The sequence below is a fragment of the Eikenella longinqua genome, from assembly GCF_001648355.1.
In the GTDB taxonomy this organism is placed as follows: Bacteria; Pseudomonadota; Gammaproteobacteria; order Burkholderiales; family Neisseriaceae; genus Eikenella; species Eikenella longinqua.
Genome location: NZ_LXSL01000028.1, coordinates 299,183 through 317,711, shown reverse-complemented (window position 1 = coordinate 317,711; position 18,529 = coordinate 299,183). Strand labels below are relative to the sequence as shown.

General features: G+C 59.9%; 19 protein-coding genes. 8 read left to right on the top strand and 11 right to left on the bottom strand.

Annotation, left to right across the window (positions count from 1 at the left end; translation table 11 throughout):
• Positions 1 to 143: 143 nt before the first annotated feature.
• Positions 144 to 431 carry a hypothetical protein gene (locus A7P95_RS09060; protein ID WP_067594266.1) on the bottom strand — a complete coding sequence of 96 codons (288 nt, stop codon included), beginning with the start codon at positions 429 to 431 and terminating at the stop codon, positions 144 to 146.
• Positions 432 to 691: 260 nt separating this feature from the next.
• Here A7P95_RS09060 and A7P95_RS09055 point away from each other — a divergent pair, with 260 nt between their 5' ends.
• The 3 genes from A7P95_RS09055 (at position 692) to pyrH (ending at position 3,267) form a co-directional block, all read left to right on the top strand.
• Positions 692 to 1,663 carry a YheT family hydrolase gene (locus tag A7P95_RS09055; RefSeq protein ID WP_067594265.1) on the top strand — a complete coding sequence of 324 codons (972 nt, stop codon included), beginning with the start codon at positions 692 to 694 and terminating at the stop codon, positions 1,661 to 1,663.
• Between the two features lie 148 nt (positions 1,664 to 1,811).
• Positions 1,812 to 2,411, top strand: coding sequence for an SMI1/KNR4 family protein (locus A7P95_RS09050; RefSeq protein WP_067594264.1), 600 nt, complete (start codon positions 1,812 to 1,814; stop codon positions 2,409 to 2,411).
• Positions 2,412 to 2,553: 142 nt separating this feature from the next.
• Entirely contained in the window at positions 2,554 to 3,267 is a 714-nt protein-coding gene (pyrH, locus tag A7P95_RS09045; RefSeq protein WP_067594262.1) for a UMP kinase, read from the top strand.
• 183 nt (positions 3,268 to 3,450) lie between these two features.
• On the opposite strand, the gene A7P95_RS09040 is transcribed toward pyrH, so the two are convergent.
• Positions 3,451 to 3,921 carry a Dps family protein gene (locus tag A7P95_RS09040; protein ID WP_067594260.1) on the bottom strand — a complete coding sequence of 157 codons (471 nt, stop codon included), beginning with the start codon at positions 3,919 to 3,921 and terminating at the stop codon, positions 3,451 to 3,453.
• Between the two features lie 310 nt (positions 3,922 to 4,231).
• Here A7P95_RS09040 and A7P95_RS09035 point away from each other — a divergent pair, with 310 nt between their 5' ends.
• The 4 genes from A7P95_RS09035 (at position 4,232) to A7P95_RS09020 (ending at position 7,347) form a co-directional block, all read left to right on the top strand.
• Positions 4,232 to 5,449 (top strand): uracil-xanthine permease family protein, encoded by a 1,218-nt coding sequence (locus tag A7P95_RS09035; RefSeq protein WP_067594258.1) that lies wholly within the window; start codon positions 4,232 to 4,234, stop codon positions 5,447 to 5,449.
• Between the two features lie 136 nt (positions 5,450 to 5,585).
• Positions 5,586 to 6,107, top strand: coding sequence for a DUF3465 domain-containing protein (locus A7P95_RS09030; protein ID WP_067594257.1), 522 nt, complete (start codon positions 5,586 to 5,588; stop codon positions 6,105 to 6,107).
• A 146-nt stretch (positions 6,108 to 6,253) separates the two neighbouring features.
• On the top strand, positions 6,254 to 6,832 hold the full coding sequence (locus A7P95_RS09025) for an RDD family protein (RefSeq protein ID WP_067594255.1): 579 nt from the start codon (positions 6,254 to 6,256) through the stop codon (positions 6,830 to 6,832).
• Positions 6,833 to 6,852: 20 nt separating this feature from the next.
• Entirely contained in the window at positions 6,853 to 7,347 is a 495-nt protein-coding gene (locus A7P95_RS09020) for a DUF1841 family protein (protein WP_067594253.1), read from the top strand.
• 212 nt (positions 7,348 to 7,559) lie between these two features.
• On the opposite strand, the gene A7P95_RS09015 is transcribed toward A7P95_RS09020, so the two are convergent.
• The 9 genes from A7P95_RS09015 to A7P95_RS08975 form a co-directional block, all read right to left on the bottom strand.
• The gene (locus A7P95_RS09015; RefSeq protein ID WP_067594251.1) at positions 7,560 to 8,150 is read right to left on the bottom strand and encodes a hypothetical protein; all 591 of its coding nucleotides are present in this window, start codon (positions 8,148 to 8,150) and stop codon (positions 7,560 to 7,562) included.
• A 54-nt stretch (positions 8,151 to 8,204) separates the two neighbouring features.
• Positions 8,205 to 8,684: a transcriptional regulator NrdR gene (gene nrdR, locus A7P95_RS09010; protein WP_067594248.1), complete on the bottom strand. Its 480-nt coding sequence runs from the start codon at positions 8,682 to 8,684 to the stop codon at positions 8,205 to 8,207.
• A gap of 435 nt (positions 8,685 to 9,119) precedes the next feature.
• Positions 9,120 to 9,959, bottom strand: coding sequence for a basic amino acid ABC transporter substrate-binding protein (locus A7P95_RS09005; RefSeq protein WP_067594241.1), 840 nt, complete (start codon positions 9,957 to 9,959; stop codon positions 9,120 to 9,122).
• A gap of 418 nt (positions 9,960 to 10,377) precedes the next feature.
• Positions 10,378 to 11,598: a heme biosynthesis HemY N-terminal domain-containing protein gene (locus A7P95_RS09000; RefSeq protein WP_067594238.1), complete on the bottom strand. Its 1,221-nt coding sequence runs from the start codon at positions 11,596 to 11,598 to the stop codon at positions 10,378 to 10,380.
• On the bottom strand, positions 11,595 to 12,842 hold the full coding sequence (locus A7P95_RS08995) for a uroporphyrinogen-III C-methyltransferase (RefSeq protein ID WP_067594236.1): 1,248 nt from the start codon (positions 12,840 to 12,842) through the stop codon (positions 11,595 to 11,597). Before A7P95_RS08995 ends, A7P95_RS09000 begins: the two co-directional genes overlap by 4 nt.
• Positions 12,843 to 12,924: 82 nt before the next feature.
• Positions 12,925 to 13,665 (bottom strand): uroporphyrinogen-III synthase, encoded by a 741-nt coding sequence (locus A7P95_RS08990; protein ID WP_067594234.1) that lies wholly within the window; start codon positions 13,663 to 13,665, stop codon positions 12,925 to 12,927.
• Positions 13,666 to 13,891: 226 nt separating this feature from the next.
• Positions 13,892 to 14,482, bottom strand: coding sequence for a CDP-diacylglycerol--glycerol-3-phosphate 3-phosphatidyltransferase (pgsA, locus tag A7P95_RS08985; RefSeq protein WP_067594227.1), 591 nt, complete (start codon positions 14,480 to 14,482; stop codon positions 13,892 to 13,894).
• A gap of 21 nt (positions 14,483 to 14,503) precedes the next feature.
• Positions 14,504 to 16,333: an excinuclease ABC subunit UvrC gene (uvrC, locus tag A7P95_RS08980; RefSeq protein ID WP_067594225.1), complete on the bottom strand. Its 1,830-nt coding sequence runs from the start codon at positions 16,331 to 16,333 to the stop codon at positions 14,504 to 14,506.
• A 75-nt stretch (positions 16,334 to 16,408) separates the two neighbouring features.
• Entirely contained in the window at positions 16,409 to 16,879 is a 471-nt protein-coding gene (locus A7P95_RS08975) for a DUF4124 domain-containing protein (RefSeq protein ID WP_067594223.1), read from the bottom strand.
• A gap of 168 nt (positions 16,880 to 17,047) precedes the next feature.
• Here A7P95_RS08975 and guaB point away from each other — a divergent pair, with 168 nt between their 5' ends.
• A complete protein-coding gene (guaB, locus tag A7P95_RS08970) occupies positions 17,048 to 18,514 on the top strand; it encodes an IMP dehydrogenase (protein ID WP_067594221.1) in 1,467 nt (488 codons plus the stop codon).
• Positions 18,515 to 18,529: the final 15 nt, after the last annotated feature.

Genomic DNA, 18,529 nt, shown 5'->3' with positions numbered 1-18,529 from the left:
CTATAATTTGCATGAAAATCAGTGGGTAATATTTTCAGGTAGCCTAATGTGCGCTAGAGGCTACCTGAAAACCGGCAAACGGATTGCGCACGCATGAAAAAACAGCCCGAAGGCTCGGGCTGTTTGCGTATCCGGTGGAAAGTTTAGCGGCAGGACAAGCCCAAGATGGTGGGCGGGTTGCCGTTGGACAGTTTGATGCGGCAGGTGGTGCCGGAAGTGCCGGATACCACGGCGTAGCGCGCGCCGCCTTCGCTGCGGACGCTCACGTTCATCGGCTCTTTCACGCCCATGGATTTAGACGTGTGCGCCAGGTTTTGCACCAAATCCGGCGGCAGGCCGGAAGAATCGTTGGCGATTTTTACGCTGTCGGCCGCCCATGCGGACGCAATAGGCAGCAAGGCCAGCATCAGAATAGTCAGTTTGCGTTGCATAGTGGTTCTCCTGTGAAAAACGGCTGCCTTTAGCGGCAGCTGTGGGCACTCTACTACATCGGTATGCGGTTTGACAACGTTTGTGCGCCATTTTTACCCGATTGCACGGCGGCGCTGTCGTGTTTTGCGGGAAACGGGGCGGGCAAAGCAAAAAAATCTGCTTTTTTATAAACAGTTTGGCGTATAGTGCAGCCTGACCTTGCCAAGCGGGCGATAGCAAACTGCCTGCCGCCGCTTAAATATTTTCAATGGATTCAAGCATGACACAAAATCTGGCAAACTGCCTGCCGGCCTATCATCCGCCCGTGTGGCTGCGCGGCGGGCATATGCAGAGCATCTGGCCCAAGCTCGTGCGCATCGGCAGCCCGGCCTACCGGCGCGAGCTGCTGCCCGACAGCCGGGGCGAAACCGAAGTGGCCTACGATTTTGCCGACGGCAGCCGCGCCGACGCGCCCTTGCTGATGCTGTTTCACGGGCTGGAAGGCGGCAGCGAAAGCCACTACGCCCGCGCCCTGATGCTGGCCGCGCAAAGGCAGGGCTGGCACGGCGTGGTGGCGCATTTCCGCAGCTGCGGTGGCGTGGAAAACCGCGCCCGCGTGTTCTACCATTCCGGCGACACGGCCGAAGTTGCGCATATGCTCGGGCTGATGGCGGCGCGTTATGCCCGCGTGTATGCCGTGGGCATTTCCTTGGGCGGCAACGCGCTGGCCAAATACCTGGCCGAGCAGGGCGCCGCCGCCATCCCGCAGGCTGCCGCCGTGGTGAGCGCGCCGTTGGATTTAATCGCGGCTTCACGGCGGCTGGAGCAGGGCTTGAGCAAAATGCTGTATGCGCCGTATTTCCTGCGCTCGCTGCTGCCCAAAGCCGCCGCTTCGGCCGCGCGTTTCCCACAGATTGACGCGGCGGCGGTGCAGGCCTCGGCCAACCTCACCGACTTCGACAACGCTTTCACCGCGCCGCTGCACGGTTTTGCCGATGCCGCCGACTACTACCGCCGCGCCAGCGCCAAGCCGCTGCTGCGCCAAATCGCCGTGCCCACGCTGATTCTGAACGCGCGCAACGACCCCTTCATTCCCGCCTATTCCCTGCCGGATGCGGGCGACGTGTCGGCAGCGGTAACGCTGTTGCAGCCCGAATACGGCGGCCACGCCGGCTTCCCCGGCCGCGCCGATTTGGATTGGCTGCCGGATACCGTGTTGCGCTATTTCGATTTGGCTGCGCCCGCAGAGTGAAGCCGAGTGATACAGGCTACCTGAAAACGATGTCTTGCGAAGCAAGGCGGAGTTTCTGCGAAGCTAAAACGCGGCTTCAACGAAGTTAAAATTGCCACCCACATTTTTCAGGTAGCTTCAAACAAATGAACATGAAAAGGAACACGCCATGAGCACCACCCAAACCTACCTCGCCGGCCTGCAACAAGCCTACGCCCAGCGCGGCGGCGCAGACGAATGGGCGCGCTTTGCCCAAGTGAAACAAGGCATCAGCCCCGCCGATGCCGCCGCTCTGCAAGCCGCCTATCCGCACACGCCCGCCTCCCTGCTCGAGCTGCTCACCTTCGCCGACGGCACCTACTGGCACGAATACCAAGGCCAAACCTTCAGCCTGTTCCTGCTCGGCTCCGACGTGATGGAATACCCCTACTATCTGCTCTCCGCCCGGCAGATGCTGGAAAGCAAATCACAGCAATATCTGTCCGACTACATCGCCCGCGTTTACCCGGCCGAAGACGTGGCCGTGGATGATCGCCTCACCCGCGATGCCGATAACGCCCGCTGGCTGCACTTCTCCGACTGCATGAACAACGGCGGCACCTCCCAGCTCTTCATCGATTTCACCCCGTCGCCTTCCGGCAAGGTAGGGCAGATTGTCCGCTATCTGCATGACCCCGACGAGCTCTACGTGATTGTCGACAGCTTCGATGAATATTTGCAGCACCTTATCGAAGACGGCTACGACTTCATCCAAGAAGACTATTTTTAAGCAGGGAAAGAGGCTACCTGAAAACCGAAAATTTTCAGGTAGCCTTTGTTAACAAACCGCAAAAATCTGCCAGCCGAGCCAGCCGAAAGCGCGTATAATGCCGGGCGTTTGCATTCACCAACCAGAAACAAGAGAGACCGCCATGACTATCCGCTACAAACGCGTTTTATTGAAACTTTCCGGCGAGGCCCTGATGGGCAACGACGCCTTCGGCATCAACCGCACCACCATCATGGGCATCGTGAAGCAGATTGTGGAAATCGCCCAGATGGGCGTGGAAGTGGGCGTGGTAGTGGGCGGCGGCAACCTGTTTCGCGGCGTAGCGGCGCAGGCCAGCGACATGGATCGCGCCACCGCCGACTACATGGGCATGCTGGCCACGGTGATGAACGCGCTGGCGCTGAAAGATGCGTTTGAAAGCCTCGGCCAGCCCGCGCGCGTGCAGTCTGCGCTTTCCATGCAGCAGATTGCCGAAACCTACGCCCGCCCCAAAGCCATCCAGTATCTGGAAGAGGGCAAAGTGGTGATTTTCGCCGCCGGCACCGGCAACCCCTTCTTCACCACCGACACCGCCGCAGCCCTGCGCGGCGCGGAAATGAACTGCGACATCATGCTCAAGGCCACCAATGTGGACGGCGTGTACACCGCCGATCCGAAAAAAGACGCTTCGGCCACCCGCTATCAAGACATCACGTTCGACGAAGCCATTGTGAAAAACCTGAAGGTGATGGACGCTACCGCGCTGGCGCTGTGCCGCGAACGCAAGCTGAACATTGTGGTGTTTGGCATTGCCAAAGAAGGCGCGCTCAAACGCGTGGTGCGCGGCGAGGATGAGGGCACGTTGGTGCACGTTTGATTGATTGCCGTGGCATCGGTTTCAGGCCGCTTTCCGTTGGGAGGGCGGCCTGAAGTTTTGGCTTGCACCGTTTTCAGGTAGCCTCTTTTTGTGCATGAGGCTACCTGAAAAATTTGGCGTGCAGGGAGGGGCGATAAAAAACGCCCGTTGCGGCAACGGGCGTGGTGTGCTTGGGAAGCGGGTTTATTTTTCCAACAGGGCGCGCAGCATCCAGGCGGCTTTTTCGTGGGTCTGCATGCGGTTGGTGAGCAGGTCGTTGGTGGGCTCGTCGCTGGCTTCGTCCACGGCGGGCAGCAAAACGCGGCAGGTGCGCACCACGGTTTCCTGGCCGTCCACCAGTTCACGAATCATGGTGGTGGCGTCGGTGTTGGGTTTGGCTTCTTTGATGCTGGTGAGCGCGGCGTATTCGCTGTAGGAGCCGGGGGCGTAGTAGCCCAGGGCGCGGATGCGTTCGGCGATTTCGTCGATGGCGGCGGCCAGCTCGGTGTATTGCTCTTCAAACATCAGGTGCAGGGTGCGGAATTGGGGACCTTCTACGTTCCAGTGGTAGTTGTGGGTTTTGAGGTAGAGGGTGTAGCTGTCGGCCAATACTTTGGTGAGGCCTTCGGCGATGGTTTTGCGTTGGGTTTCGGTCATGCCGATATTGATGCTCATGTTTGACTCCTTAAATGGAAATTGAACGGGAATGATGGTGCACGCTGCGGTGCGCTTTGATTGCTTTGTTGGGCGGGATTGTAGGCTTGTTGTTTGTTTTAGTCAATTAAAAATTGCTTTTCGATTGATTTTTTATTTTAATGCGCTTGGGCGGATAGGTTTTATCAACGGGCGGGCGGCTTTATACGGCGCGGAAGCCGGCATTTTCAGGTAGCCTTTTGCCTGCCCGGGCGTGATGGGCGGCGTTTTGCGGCTGGGGTATAATGCCGGCTGTTTGTTTCAATCTTTGGCCGATTGTTGAGGAGGGATGATGTTTCAATCGTTGAAAACGGCGGTGGCGGGGGCGCAGATTTTGTTTGTGGCCTTCGGGGCGATGGTGCTGGTGCCGCTGCTCACGGGGCTGAACCCGGCGATGGCGCTGCTGGGTGCGGGCATCGGCACGCTGCTTTTTCAGGTAGCCACCAAGCGCAAGGTGCCGATTTTTTTGGGCTCGTCGTTTGCTTTTATTGCGCCGATTATTTATGCCTTGCAGGAATGGGGCATGGGCGGCACGATGTTTGGCCTGTTTGCGGCGGGCTTTATGTATTTTGTGTTTGCGGCGCTGATTAAGTATTTCGGGCTGCCGATGGTAAACCGTTTGCTGCCGCCGGTGGTGATTGGGCCGGTGATTATGGTGATCGGGCTTTCGGTGGCGGTGGTGGCCAGCAGCATGGCGATGGGTCAGGCCGGCGGCCGGCAGGTGTTGGACTACGGCCATTCGCTGCTGCTTTCGGGCTTTACTTTTGCGGTAACGGTGATGGTGGCGGTGTTCGGCAGCAAGATGATGAAGCTGATTCCGATTTTGATCGGGGTGGCGGCGGGCTATCTGGCGGCCTTGGCGATGGGCATGGTGGATACCGCGCCGATTGCGGCGGCGCCTTGGTTTGCCGTGCCGCATTTCCATTCGCCGCAGGTGAATTGGCAGGCGGCGCTGTTTATGCTGCCGGTGGCGATTGCGCCGGCGATTGAGCACATCGGCGGCATCATGGCCATCGGCAAGGTAACGGGCAACGATTATGCGGCCGACCCGGGCCTGCACAAAACGCTGGCGGGCGACGGCTTGGGCGTGTGCGTGGCCGGGCTGATCGGCGGCCCGCCGGTTACCACTTACGGCGAAGTAACGGGCGCGGTGATGCTCACGAAAAACAGCAATCCGGTGATCATGACTTGGGCGGCGGTGTTTGCCATCTGCATGGCGTTTTTCGGCAAATTCAATGCCTTCCTGGCTTCGATTCCGCTGCCGGTGATGGGCGGGGTGATGATTTTGCTGTTTGGCACGATTGCTTCGCTGGGCTTGAAAACGCTGATTGATGCGCGGGTAAACCTGATGCAGCCGAAGAATTTGGTGATTGTGAGCTCGGTGCTCACGGTGGGCGTGGGCGGCATGGAGATGAAGCTGGGCAGTTTCAGCTTTGCTGGCGTGGGCCTGTGCGCGCTGCTGGCAATTCTCCTGAGCCTGCTGCTGCCGGATGTGCGGCATGATGATTAGCGGATGAATTGGACGGCTTGAGGCTACCTGAAAAGTGTTTGGGCGTAGCTCAAACCGGATTTCGGCGAAACGGAAAGCGGCCTGCCTAATATTTTCAGGTAGCCCCAAGCCGTGTGAATAATATATTGAAAGAACAATGAACAGAAAACAAAACAAATGGTTGTGGCTGCTGGTGTTGCTTTGTATGGCGGCTTATGTGCACTTTGCCGAACAGCCGGCCAAGCCGGAGCAGGCCGCCGCGCCGCAACAGACCGCTGTAATCGAGCAGCCGCGCGCGAACTCTGCCGGCCACGCGGGCGGCGCAGGCAATCCCACCGGCGACAACGGCGCCGAGCTGATTGCCCGCGCCTTTGCCGAGCAGCGCAGCGACGTGCAGGTAACCGGTAGCGGCAAAGTGCACCGCACCCTGCCGGACGACACGCAAGGCTCGCGCCACCAGCGTTTCATCATGAAGCTCGCCAACGGGCAAACCGTGCTCGTGGCGCACAATATCGACCTCGCCCCGCGCATTCCGCGTTTGCAGCGCGGCGACACGGTGGGCTTTTCCGGCGAATACGAATACAACGCCCAAGGCGGCGTAATCCACTGGACGCACCACGACCCGGCCGGCCGCCATGCCGACGGCTGGCTGGAACACAACGGGCAGCGCTATCAATAGCCGGCCCGCAAAAGGCTACCTGAAAAATCAGCGAGAGGGGAAACGGGTTTTCGCTTCGCAGAACCCGGCCTTGGCTATGCCGAAACATCGTTTTTCAGGTAGCCTCCATCAGAAAACGTCTCAACCACAATAAGAAAGGAAGCATCATGCAAGATTTCCGTACCCGTTCATCCGGCCGCAGCACGGTGGAAAAATTCCGTCAGGCCTACTATTCCTCCGCCCTGCAAGGTGATAGCGACGACGACGGCATGAAAGTGGAGCTGGCCGAACCGTGGCGGCGCGTGGTGGCTTTTGCGCTGAATGCGGTGTTGATGTTTGTGTTTGCCCTTGGGGTGGGCTTTATCCTCGGTTTTGTGGGCAGAGCGTTGGGGAAAAACATCACCGACGGCTGGAATAATGCCGTGGTCGGATTGGTGGTGATGCTGGTGTACGCCATCGGCCAAACCATGATGATGGTGAAAACCGGGCAGAGTTTGGGCAAACGAATCATGCGCATCCGCGTGATTAGCGCAGACGGCGAGCCGATCGGATTGCTCAAAGGCGTGCTGCTGCGCGAATGGGTGGTGTTTCTGGTGCTGCAAATCGTGGCGGCCTTGCTGCCCGTGGTGGGCGCATTGCTGGCACTGGTGCTGCTGGCCGCCAGCATCATCATGATGTTTATGGACGAAGAAGGCCGCCGTTCGCCGCAAGATTGGCTGGCCAACACCCTGGTTATTCGCGCCTAAGGCTTGAGGCTACCTGAAAAATGTATGACGTGAACACGCAGGATGTGCGCCGCTTTTTTGCCGTAGTGTGGCGGCAGCGGCTCTCGCCCCTGCAGCTGAGCAAATTGCAGCAGAAGGCGCTGCGCATTATTGAAGCGCACCCCGAATACCACCATTATCTGGAAAATATCGAGCGCTATCTGGAGCATAACTGGACGCCCGAGCAGGGCGAAACCAACCCCTTCCTGCACCTGTCGCTGCACCTTTCCATTCAGGAGCAGAGCGACATCGACCAACCGCCCGGCATCCGCGCCATCCACCGCCAGCTGCAAGGCCGCTATGCCGGCGACTGGGTGCGCGCCGAGCACGACATGATGGAAGCCCTGGCCGAAACCATCTGGACGGCGCAGCGCAGCGGGCAGGGTTTGGATGTGAACCTGTATATGACCCGCCTGCGCCGCCTGGTGGGCTTGGGGCAGGAAGACGAGGCACGGCTCAATCCGCATGAAGTAGCAAAGATGGGGCAGGCGGAATAAATAGTACGAATGCCCGCAATCAAGGTAGGGCTACCTGAAAAATGTTGGCGACTATTGGCGGGGTAGGGCTGAATTACGCAAAGCTTGTTGCACTGCTTGGGTTTGGCTGGGCGCACCGGTTTTCAGGTAGCCGCGCAGGGGTGGCGCGGGCTTGCGGCCAAACAAAATCCGCCAAGCTCGGCAAACTTGGCGGATAAGGCAAAACGCGCGGCTTATTCTTTCACCGTGATTTGGCTCAGCAGGGTGTCCAGCTCGGCCAGCGAGGCGGTACCGCTGGTGGCGCAGACGTTGTAGATGTTTTTGGCATACACGGCCACGCAGCTTTCGTTTAGGGCGTTGTCGTCTTTGCCGTGGCTGAAGCGGTAGGCCATGCGCTGTTCGGCGGGGGCGTCCACTTCGGTGTTTTCCAGGCCTTCGCCGGCGCGGATGCTTTCGGCCAGTTTGGCGAAGTAGGCGTCGGCGGGCTGTTTGGGCGCGCCGAAGTTGTTGATGTAGATGGTGATGTCGTTTTCGGCGTCGTGTTGCAGCAGGATGGGTTTGTTGCTGTCGGCGCCGTCGATGTATTGGGCGGCTTCGGCGGATTTGTCTTCAAAATGGCCGTTTACAACCAAGCTGATTGCGCCGTCGCTGGAAGTGAGCGTTTGGCTGGGGCTGGCTTCGGATGCGGCAGCGGCTTGCGAGGCGGCGGCCACTTCGCTGGCGCTGGGGGCAACCACGGAGGTTTCGGCTTTTTGTTCGCAGCCGGCCAGGAGCAGGGCGCTGCCGATGGCGAGCAGGAAGAGGGAGGGGCGCTTGTGTTTCATGATGATCTGATTGTGTTGGAATAAATGGGGCGCAGTATAGCAAAAACGGGCGGGCTAACGCAGGGGGTTTGCAGGATTTTGCTCTTGGCCTTCGAGGCCGGCGATGGTGCGGGTGAATTCGGCCACGTCTTTGAAACTTTTATATACGGAGGCGAAGCGCACGTAGGCCACTTGGTCGAGCCGGGCGAGCTGCTCCATGGCGAGCTCGCCGATGAGGCGGGAGGGCACTTCTTTGCTGCCGGTTTTGTAGAGCATCTCTTCGATGTCGCGCACGGTTTGCTCGATGGTTTCGGCGGAAATGGGGCGTTTGTGCAGGGCGCGCTGGAGGCTGGTTTGCAGTTTGAGGGGGTCGAACATGACGCGGTCGCCGTTGGTTTTGATGATTTGCGGCATGCGCAGCTCCACGGTTTCGTAGGTGCTGAAGCGGCGGTCGCAGGCGGCGCAGCGGCGGCGGCGGCGGATGCTGTTTTGCTCTTCGAGCAGGCGGGAATCGATAACTTGGGTGTTGCTATGGTGGCAGAAGGGGCATTTCATGGGCGGGGTTGGTGTGCTAATCGGTTAGGGAATAGTATGGTGAATTCAATTTAAACCGCTACGGCGTTGGCTCGCCTTGCCGTACTGCTGGTACTGTTTGCGGCTCGCCGCCTTGTCCCGATTTAAATTCAATCCACTATGGTTTGGAATTATACTCTAAGGTTTGGTGCTCCAACACTGAATTTATTGCAGGCGGTGTGGCTTTGCCCAGCCGGGGGCAAGAGGCTACCTGAAAACCGTATAGCTAACTCCCTTTTAAATCGCTACAGCGTTAGCTCGCCTTGCTGTACTACTGTACTATCTGCGGCTCGCTGCCTTGTATCGATTTATAGTGAGTCAGCTATATCAATTGAGTTGGCTGTTTTCAGGTAGCCTGGCTGGCGCACGAAAAACTGCCTGCGCGGGGCAGGCAGTTTGCGGAACACGCGGAGCCGGTTATTTGGCGGCGGCGGTGCCGAAGTATTGCTGGTGGATGCGGTCGTATTCGCCGTTGGCGCGGATGGCGGCCAGGGCTTTGTTGAGCGTGTCGCGCAGCTCGGTGTCTTCTTTACGCAGGGCGATGCCGTAGTGTTCGGCTTCGAAATCGGGCACTTTGATCATGGTGAAGCCTTTATCGCCGTTGTGTTTGATGAATTCCATCACCACGGAGCTGTCACTCACGGCTGCGTCCACGCCGCCGTTTTGCAGTTCTTTGAGCAAGAGGGGCAGGGTTTCGAAGCGGGTTACTTTGGGGTTGGTGGCGCCGAGGATTTTGGAGGCGGCCAAGTCGCCGGTGTTGCCGGTTACCACGCCGACGCGGTTGAGGTTTTTCAGGTCTTCAACGGAAGCCACCTGTTTGCCTTCGGGCACGGCCACCACTTGGGTGATTTCGAAGTAGGGCTCGGTGAAGAGCATGGTTTGCTCGCGCTCGGGGGTGATGGTTACGGCGGCTACTACGATGTCGGCATCGCCGTTGCGCAGGCTGTTGAACAGGCTGTCCCAAGATTGGTCTTTGAATTCCACTCGGTAGCCGGCTTCTTTGGCGATGGCGTTAATCAAATCCACATCGAAGCCGCTCACGGAGCCGTCGGCGTTTTTGAATTCGAAGGGGGCGAATTCGGCGTTGGTGGCCACGCGCAGCACTTTGCCTTCGGCCGGGGCGGAAGCGGTGCTGGCGGCGGCGTCGGAGCCGGCTGCGGGCTGCGAGGCCTGCTGGGTGCTGCCGGAATTGCCGCAGCCGCTCAAGGCCATGGCGGAGCAGGCCAGGGCGGTGGCCAGCCATTTTTTCATGTTCATGATATCAGTCTCCTAGTAAAAGTTGGGTTGTATTTTGGCAATAATGCAATGGGTTCCCTTATCTTCGGGAAGTGAATCATACAACTATATTTGGAAATTCTAAAGGGGTGCGGCCGGTTTTTGGGGCGCTTGTGCTGTTGTTTGCAAAAATCCTGCTCGAAATATTGCGGTGTGAATGTTTGCTTTCAAACAAGGAAAGGCTACCTGAAAACTTGCGATATCCGTTTCAGGTAGCCTTGGTTGCGGGTTGGGCCGGATTTGGGGCTACCTGAAAACAGGCAGCCCCGCATTGCTGGATGATATAGCGAAGCAACTTAACTTTCGCTACAGCGTTAGCTCGCCTTGCCGTACTCTTGTACTGTCTGCGGCTCGCTGCCTGGTATCGAAAGCCAATTTGGTTCGCTATACAGGAAACGGCCTATTCGGCGGCGCTTTCGTCGTCTTCCGGCGTGATTTCGGCCAACACCAGCTGGCGCTGCTCTTCGGCCTGCTGCGGCTTTTCCATTTCGTCGAGCACTTTGGCCAGCACTAGCCGCGCCTGAGGGCTGGCTTGGGCGTGGATGCTGGCTTCCAGATAGCTTTGTGCCTTGCCCCACAGTTGTTTGGCGTAGGCCATTTGGCCGAGGTGCAGCAGCAGTTGCGCGTCTTGCGGGGATTCGCGCAGCCAGGCTTCCACGGTGTCCATGATTTTCTGCTGTTCGCGCGCGCTCAGGTAGCGGGCGGCTTCGATCATGGGCGGCAGCAGCCGGGCGTTGCGGGTGTTCGGGTAGTGGGTTTTCACCCATTTTACGGTGCGCGGATATTGGCCGATTTGCAGGAATTTTTCGGCAATCGGCACACACAGCTCGCCTTGTTGTATGTCTTTGGGAATGCGGCCGAGGCAGGCTTTGAGCGCGGGATAGTCGGCGGCGAGCGCGAGGAGTTCGCGGTAGGCCCATTCGCGGTATTGCGCGGCTTCGGCAGCATTGAGGGCGGCGGCCTTTTCCAGCTTGGCCACGCGGTCGAGCACTTCCATCGGGTTGTTTTGCTCAAACATATAGCGCAGTTGCAGGCGCACCAAGCGGGTGAGCTTGGGGTTGATGGCGCCGGCGGCGGCCAGGGCTTCTTCGGCGGCGGGGTAATCCTGCCGGTTGAGCGCAGATTCGGCTTCCAGGAGATAGCGCGAGAGCTGGGCTTTGTGCGGCAGCTGGGCGATTTCTTTCAGGTAGCCTTCGCGTTTGGCATCGTCGCCCATTTGGTCGGCGCTGTGCACGGCCAGCATCAGGGCCAGCGTGCGGTTGTGGCCGGCCTGTTTGTTTTCCAGCACTTTGGCGGCTTCCTGCTCGGCGTGTTGGAACTTGCCTTCAAAGAAAGCCAAGCCGGCTTTGTTGAGCGCGGTTTCGGCGTGGTGCGCCTGGCGGCTGCGGCCGAAGCGGCGCAGGCGGCCGGGAATGCTGATGAAACCGGCCACGAGGCGCAGCAGCAGATACAGCAGCACCACGAACAGCAGCATCGCGCCCACAAACAGATGCAGGTTTACCACCAGCATGGATTGGGTTTGATCTACGGTGATATACACATTGCCGCTGTAATGCTGCGCCGCGATGGTGAGGCCGACGGCGGCGGCAAACAGTACGATAATCCAAATCAGCCCTTTCATGATTCAATCCCCCTGCGTGCGGCGGAAGCCTGCGCCGGAGCGGGCGCGGCGGGAGCAGAGGTGGCCGGTGCGGCCGGTGCGGCCGGCGCGGAAACGGCCGGTGTTTGAGCCGGTGCGGCGGCGGGCTGAGAGGCGGCGGCGCCGATTTCAGGCTGGGATATGCTTTCTCCTTGGCGCAGCTGGCGGTAGTCGGCAATGGCTTTCAGGCTGGCAGCCAAGCTGTCGCCCACGTTGCCGGCGCCCGGCTGCAAGGCTTTGAGCTGCTCGATTTCGCGCAGCCAAGATTGGGCGGCGGGCGTGGCGGCATCAAAGTATTGGCGCACGGCGTTTTCGGAGGTGGCCAAGTCGTTTTGGTAAATATCGTTTTGGCGCTGCATCAGGGCCACGCGGGCGCTGAGCAGATGCAGGCGCAGGTTTTCGCGCACGTAAAACGCCTGCTCGGGCGACATCAGGATGGCATCCGAGTTATTTAAGCGGCGGATTTCCACCATGCCCCTGAGGCCGCTCACGGTGCGGTTCCAGGCATTGCGCCACCACGGCGCGTTCGGGGCGGCGGCAGCGGGCGCGGCGGCCTGCGGCGGGCGCAGGCTGGAATCGGCCAAGAGCGGCAGCCCGCCCACGGCGGCTTCCAGGCGGCTCAAGCGCAGCGCGGCGTTGGCGGTGTCGGTGAAGGGGCGTTGTTTGAGCTTGGCCAAATCGCTGCTCACCGCCTGCTTGAGCGGCAGAAGCTGCGGCTGTTCGAAGCGCGCCAGGCGGGCATCCAAGCCCTCCAGCACGGCCACGGCGGCGGGCACGTTGTCGGCAATCATCAGCTGCTGGCCGGCCAGGTTGAGCGCGGCTTCGGCTTCGTCCACCACCCAGTCGCTGCGGGTTTTCAGCAATTCTTGTAGCGCGCGGTTGTTGGCGGCGGCTTCGGCCTGCTGGGTTTGCATGTCGGTTTGCAGCTGCTTGAAGAGGGTTTCGCTGCTTTCCAGTTTGCGGCTGTTGTCGGCCAGGAGGGCGGCGTTTTGCGATTCGCCCAGCGCGGCCTGGCTGATTTTTTGGTCGAACTGCATTTCTTGCCGTTTGAGCAGGTTTTGCCCCTGCACGAACAAAAAGCCGCTGGCGCCGAGGCCGAGCACGGCCAGCACCAGGGCAAACAAGCCCAAGCCTTTGCTGCCGGATTTGATTACCACGGGTGCGGGGGGCGTGGCGGGAGCGGGCGGCTGGGGGGCGGGTACGGCTTCGTTTTCCGGTTGGCTCATGCTATTCCTTTCCTAATGTTCAATCTGTTCTGTGGCTTATGAGGCTACCTGAAAAATAGGGCGCGGCGTGCGCTGTATGTTTTCAGGTAGCCTGAATGAGGTTTTGCCGTTCGGCAATCAACGCGTTTTCCAGCTCTGCGGCCGAACCGAGCAGGCGGATGCGTGCCGCGCCGGCCTGGCTCAGGGCTTGGGCGATGCGCGGATGATGGGCGAAGTATAGCAAGGATTGCAGTGCCTGCGTTAGGTTTGCGGGCGCGGCGGCAAACAGCAGGCGCACTTGTTCGGCGGAAGTAATCCAAGCGGCGGCGGGCTGCGCGGCGCGGAATTGCGCCCAATCGGGCTCAAGCGGCAGGCGCTGGTAAATATCGGCGCAGGCTACCTGAAAACCGCGTTGGCGCAGGCTTTCGGGCAACAGATTGCGGCCGTGTGCGCCGCGCACAATCAGGATGTTGGCGCCTCGGTTCAGCGTGCGCCACACGGGCAGGCCGAGCACGGCTTCGCTGTCGTGGCCGCCGTCGGGAACGACGATATGCGGGCAGCCGGCCTGCCACAGGGCTTGGGCGGTGCCGCCGCCCACGGCGATTTGCGGCCGGGTTAAATGCGAAAGGCTACCTGAAAATGCGGGCAGGGCGGTTTCCACGGCGCCGGGACTCACCCACACGGCGGCTGCGGCCTGCCGCATCTGCACGGGCAGCTCGGCCAGCTCGGCGGCAATGCGGATGAGCGGGAAGGGCACGGGCTGCCAGCCGGCGCGGCGGCACAGGGCGGCGTCGGCGGGAATGCGGGCGGCGGGGCGGATAAGGAGGAGGGCGGGGGTAGGCATCGGCGGGGGGTAGATTGGGTGGGCTGGTGTTTTGGCCTCACAGAAATTGTGTTGAAACTTATGTTTTCAGGTAGCCTTTGGCATGGTGGAAGGCTACCTGAAAATGTTGGGAATGTTTGTGAATTTCATCTTGTGCGTCGTGTTTCAGGTAGCTTGGGTTTGGGTGGAGGCTACCTGAAAAATATGCGGGCTTCGGTGCGGTGGATGAACGGCGTGCGCGGAGTGTTTAGGCTGCCTCGGGCGGGCGGGGCTGTTTGAATTCTTTGGCGGCCATTTTGAGGTAGTAGAACATCGACCACAGGGTGAGCACGCAGGCGGCAAACATGAGGGCGTTGCCGAGCCAGAGGAAGTCGAGGCCGAGGGCGGGCCAGCTTTCCAGCAGCAGCAGGGTGATGGCGACCATTTGGGCGGCGGTTTTGAATTTGCCGATGGTGGCCACGGCCACGCTGTTGCGTTTGCCCAACTGTGCCATCCATTCGCGCAGGGCGGAGATGGTGATTTCGCGGCCGATGATGATGATGGCGTAGATGGCCCAGGTGCGGTCGAGCTTCACCAAGAGGATGAGGGCCACGGCCACCATGAGCTTGTCGGCCACGGGGTCGAGGAAGGCGCCGAAATCGGAGGTTTGCTGCCATTTGCGGGCGAGGTAGCCGTCGAACCAGTCGGTAACGGCGGCGAGCACGAACAGGGCGGCGGCGCACCAGTTGATGGTTTGGATGCTCACCCGCCAGGCCGCCGGCAGGTAGAACAGGGCGGTGAACAGGGGGATCATGATGATGCGCGACCAGGTGAGCAGGATGGGGACGTTCCACGGCATTTTGTTGTCTCTTTTATGGTTTTAGTGATGCAGGGCATCGTAGATTTTTTCGGCGAGGGCGCGGCTGATGCCTTCGGTTTGCGCCAGGTCGTCGATGCTGGCGGCTTGGATGCCGCGCAGGCCGCCGAAGCGGGTGAGCAGGCTGCGGCGGCGTTTGTCGCCCACGCCGGGGATTTCGGCCAGCGAGGAGGTAACGCGGGCTTTGCCGCGTTTGCGGCGGTGGCCGGTGATGGCGAAGCGGTGCGATTCGTCGCGCACGGTTTGCAATAGGTGCAGGGCGGGGTGGTGCGGCGGCAGCTGCATGGTAGTGCCCAAGTGGGGAATAATCAATTCTTCGAGCCCGGCTTTGCGCTCGGGGCCTTTGGCGATGCCGACCATGGGCAGGCTGATGCCCAAATCCTGCCACACTTGCCGTGCCATGTTTACCTGACCTTTGCCGCCGTCGATGAGCACCAAATCGGGCCATTTGCCGTCTTCGTCGTTGCCTTCGGCGAGTTTGCCATAGCGGCGGGTGAGCACTTCGCGCATGGCGGCGTAGTCGTCGCCGGGCTGGGCGGTGTGGATGTTGTAGCGGCGGTATTGGTCGGGGCGCATGCTTTCGTTTTCATACACGACGCAAGAGGCAACGGTGGCTTCGCCTTGGGTGTGGCTGATGTCGAAGCATTCGATGCGGTTAAGCTCGGCGGCGGGCAGTTGCAGCAGTTCGGCCAGGGATTGGAGGCGCTGCTGCTGGTTTTGGTTTTGCTGCCGGTGCTGGCTGAGGGCGAGCCGGGCGTTCTGCTCGGCCATTTGCAGCCAGACGCGGCGCTCGCCGGTGGTTTTGAAAACGAAGCGGATTTGTTTGCCTTGTTCTTCTATCAGGGCGGCTTGCAGGTTTTCAGGTAGCCTGAAGTTGCTGATGATGATGTCGGGCTTGTCGCGGCCGAGGTAATGCTGGGCGGTAAAGGCTTCGCCGTATTCGGCGGCTTCTTCGGGCGCGGTGTGTCGGCTGTCGGGGAAGAAGCTTTTTTCGCCCACGCGCCGGCCGTTGCGGATGCTGACCCAGTGGATGCAGACGCTGCCTTGTTCGGCAGCGAGGGCGAGGATGTCGATGTTGTGGGCGGCGTTGGGGTTGTTGCTGTCGATAAACTGCTGGCTCTGGATTTTGCCGAGGGCTTGGATTTGGTCGCGGTAGCGGGCGGCGTGTTCGAAGTCGAGCGTTTCGGCGGCATGCTGCATTTTGGCGGTGAGGCTGTGCAGCAGGCTGTCGGCTTTGCCGTTGAGGAAGGTAACGGCTTGCTCGACGCTGGTGCGGTAGTCTTCCTGCGAGATGTGGCCGACGCAGGGGGCGGAGCAGCGTTTGATTTGGTAGAGCAGGCAGGGGCGGTCGCGGTGTTCGAACACGCTGTCTTCGCAGGTGCGCAGCAGGAAAACTTTTTGCAGAATCTGGATGCTGTCGCGCACGGCGTAGCTGTTGGGGTAGGGGCCGAAGTATTGGTTGGGCTTTTTTAGGGTGCCGCGGTAGTAGGCCATCTGCGGGAAGGCGTGGCCGGTGAGCATCAGATAGGGATAGGATTTGTCGTCGCGGAACAGGATATTGTATTTGGGCGACAGGGCTTTGATGAAGTTGTTTTCCAGAATCAGCGCTTCGGTTTCGGAGCGGGTAACCGTGATTTCGATGTGGGCAATCTGCCGCACCATCAGGGCGATGCGCGGGGAGAGGTCGTTTTTCTGGAAATAGCTGCTCACGCGGCGTTTGAGGTTTACCGCTTTGCCGACATACAAAACCTGCCCGTCCTTGTCCAAAAAGCGGTAAACGCCGGGCAGGTTGGGCAGGTTGCCGAGTATGGTGTTCGGATCGAAATCAGACATGGCCGGATGGGGTCGGGAATGTTGCGGCAGACCGAAACGGCCGGCTGAATCGAAGCCGGGAGTTTGGTTCAACCGTTAGTTGCAGTATTGGTTGACGTTGCTTTGGTATTGCTGAATCAGCTGCTCGCGGTTTTGGATGCGGGCGGTTTGCGCGTGTTGCAGGTTGATGCGCGCCACGTTGCAGTTGCTGGCACGGGCAGCTTCGTTTTGCTCTTGCACTTTGCGGTTGGCTTCTTCAGTGGCTTTGTTTTCTTCCATCTGACGTTGGTTGGCCATGGCTTGCAAATCGGCGGCGGAAATTTCGCCGTTATTGTTTTGAATCTGCGGCAGCTGGTTTTGCTGCTGGCTCACCGGAGCGGCGGCGGGGCGGGAGGTTTGCGTGCGCACGTTCACAATGTTGCTGGTGGCCGGGGTGAGGTTTTTCGGCACGTCGGAATAGGTGGAAACGCGGCCGGATTTCCATTCATACACGTCTTCGGCCATCAGGCTACCTGAAAACAGCATCGCGGCCGCGCAGGCAGCCAAAAGAGAGAGTTTTTTATTCATTTGGAAGTCTTCCCGTTGAGTATGGTTACACAATCGGTTTCATTGTACTTCAAATAATATCGGCCTGTCATGCTTGGAGCGGGTTTGTGGCGGGGGTGCTTACTAAATGCCGGCAAATTTGCTACAATGCCGCCGCATTATTAGCAACCGACGAGAAGGTTTATAATCATGCGAATCGTTGAAAAAGCCTACACCTTTGATGATGTATTGCTTGTTCCCGCCCATTCCCAAGTGCTACCCAAGCACGTCTCCCTGCAAACGCAGCTCACCCGCAATATCTCCCTGAACCTGCCGCTGATTTCCGCCGCCATGGATACCGTTACCGAGGCGCGCCTGGCCATTTCCATGGCGCAGGAAGGCGGCATCGGCATCATCCACAAGAACATGAGCATCAAGCGCCAGGCCGAGGCTGTGGCCAAAGTGAAGCGCCACGAAAGCGGCGTGGTGAAAGACCCGGTAACGATTGCGCCGGATATGCTGATCGGCCAGCTTTTGGAAATGCGGGCGCAACGCAAGCGCCAGATGTCCGGCCTGCCGGTGGTGGAAAACGGCAAACTGGTGGGCTTGGTCACCAACCGCGATTTGCGCTTTGAAACCCGCCTCGACCAGCCGGTGTCTGCCATCATGACGCCCAGATCGCAACTGGTTACCGTGCCGGAGGGCACCAGCATTGAAGACGCGCGCGAACTCATGCATCAGCATAAGGTCGAGCGCGTTTTGGTTGTGAACGCGCAAGATGAGCTCAAAGGGCTGATTACCGTGCGCGATATTTTGAAAACCACCGAGTTTCCGCGTGCCAACAAAGATAACGACGGCCGTTTGCGCGTGGGCGCGGCGGTGGGCGTGGGCCCGGAAACCGACGAGCGCGTGGCCGCTTTGGTGGCCGCCGGGGTGGACGTGGTGGTGGTGGACACCGCGCACGGCCACAGCCAGGGTGTGTTGGACCGCGTTAAATGGGTGAAGGAGCACTTCCCGCAGGTGCAGGTAATCGGCGGCAACATTGCCACCGCGCAGGCAGCGCGCGATTTAGTGGCGGCCGGGGCAGACGCGGTGAAAGTGGGCATCGGCCCGGGCTCGATCTGCACCACCCGCATCGTGGCCGGCGTGGGTGTGCCGCAGCTGACGGCAATCCATAATGTGGCCGAAGCGCTGAAGGGCACCGGCGTGCCGCTGATTGCCGACGGCGGCATCCGCTTCTCCGGCGACGTGGCCAAAGCCTTGGCTGCCGGCGCCTCCACCGTGATGCTGGGCGGCATGTTTGCCGGCACCGACGAAGCGCCGGGCGAAATCGAGCTCTATCAGGGCCGTTCTTACAAATCCTACCGCGGCATGGGCTCGCTGGGCGCGATGAGCCAGGGCTCTTCCGACCGTTATTTCCAAGACAAGCAAGACAGCGCCGACAAATACGTGCCAGAAGGCATTGAAGGCCGCGTGCCGTATAAAGGCCCGATTGTGAATATTATTCACCAGCTGGTGGGCGGCCTGCGCTCCAGCATGGGCTACCTCGGCTGCGCCAGCATTGCCGAAATGCACGAAAAAGCCGAGTTTGTGGAAATCACCGCCGCCGGCATGAGCGAATCGCACGTGCACGATGTGCAGATTACCAAAGAAGCGCCGAACTACCACGTGCGCTGATGCGATGTGAGGCTA

Excerpts from the sequence above, each read along its gene's own strand:
- A7P95_RS09060 (WP_067594266.1), bottom strand. The coding sequence starts at position 431 with ATGCAACGCAAACTGACTATTCTGATGCTGGCCTTGCTGCCTATTGCG.
- A7P95_RS09055 (WP_067594265.1), top strand. The coding sequence starts at position 692 with ATGACACAAAATCTGGCAAACTGCCTGCCGGCCTATCATCCGCCCGTG.
- A7P95_RS09050 (WP_067594264.1), top strand. The coding sequence starts at position 1,812 with ATGAGCACCACCCAAACCTACCTCGCCGGCCTGCAACAAGCCTACGCC.
- pyrH (WP_067594262.1), top strand. The coding sequence starts at position 2,554 with ATGACTATCCGCTACAAACGCGTTTTATTGAAACTTTCCGGCGAGGCC.
- A7P95_RS09040 (WP_067594260.1), bottom strand. The coding sequence starts at position 3,921 with ATGAGCATCAATATCGGCATGACCGAAACCCAACGCAAAACCATCGCC.
- A7P95_RS09035 (WP_067594258.1), top strand. The coding sequence starts at position 4,232 with ATGTTTCAATCGTTGAAAACGGCGGTGGCGGGGGCGCAGATTTTGTTT.
- A7P95_RS09030 (WP_067594257.1), top strand. The coding sequence starts at position 5,586 with ATGAACAGAAAACAAAACAAATGGTTGTGGCTGCTGGTGTTGCTTTGT.
- A7P95_RS09025 (WP_067594255.1), top strand. The coding sequence starts at position 6,254 with ATGCAAGATTTCCGTACCCGTTCATCCGGCCGCAGCACGGTGGAAAAA.
- A7P95_RS09020 (WP_067594253.1), top strand. The coding sequence starts at position 6,853 with ATGTATGACGTGAACACGCAGGATGTGCGCCGCTTTTTTGCCGTAGTG.
- A7P95_RS09015 (WP_067594251.1), bottom strand. The coding sequence starts at position 8,150 with ATGAAACACAAGCGCCCCTCCCTCTTCCTGCTCGCCATCGGCAGCGCC.
- nrdR (WP_067594248.1), bottom strand. The coding sequence starts at position 8,684 with ATGAAATGCCCCTTCTGCCACCATAGCAACACCCAAGTTATCGATTCC.
- A7P95_RS09005 (WP_067594241.1), bottom strand. The coding sequence starts at position 9,959 with ATGAACATGAAAAAATGGCTGGCCACCGCCCTGGCCTGCTCCGCCATG.
- A7P95_RS09000 (WP_067594238.1), bottom strand. The coding sequence starts at position 11,598 with ATGAAAGGGCTGATTTGGATTATCGTACTGTTTGCCGCCGCCGTCGGC.
- A7P95_RS08995 (WP_067594236.1), bottom strand. The coding sequence starts at position 12,842 with ATGAGCCAACCGGAAAACGAAGCCGTACCCGCCCCCCAGCCGCCCGCT.
- A7P95_RS08990 (WP_067594234.1), bottom strand. The coding sequence starts at position 13,665 with ATGCCTACCCCCGCCCTCCTCCTTATCCGCCCCGCCGCCCGCATTCCC.
- pgsA (WP_067594227.1), bottom strand. The coding sequence starts at position 14,482 with ATGCCGTGGAACGTCCCCATCCTGCTCACCTGGTCGCGCATCATCATG.
- uvrC (WP_067594225.1), bottom strand. The coding sequence starts at position 16,333 with ATGTCTGATTTCGATCCGAACACCATACTCGGCAACCTGCCCAACCTG.
- A7P95_RS08975 (WP_067594223.1), bottom strand. The coding sequence starts at position 16,879 with ATGAATAAAAAACTCTCTCTTTTGGCTGCCTGCGCGGCCGCGATGCTG.
- guaB (WP_067594221.1), top strand. The coding sequence starts at position 17,048 with ATGCGAATCGTTGAAAAAGCCTACACCTTTGATGATGTATTGCTTGTT.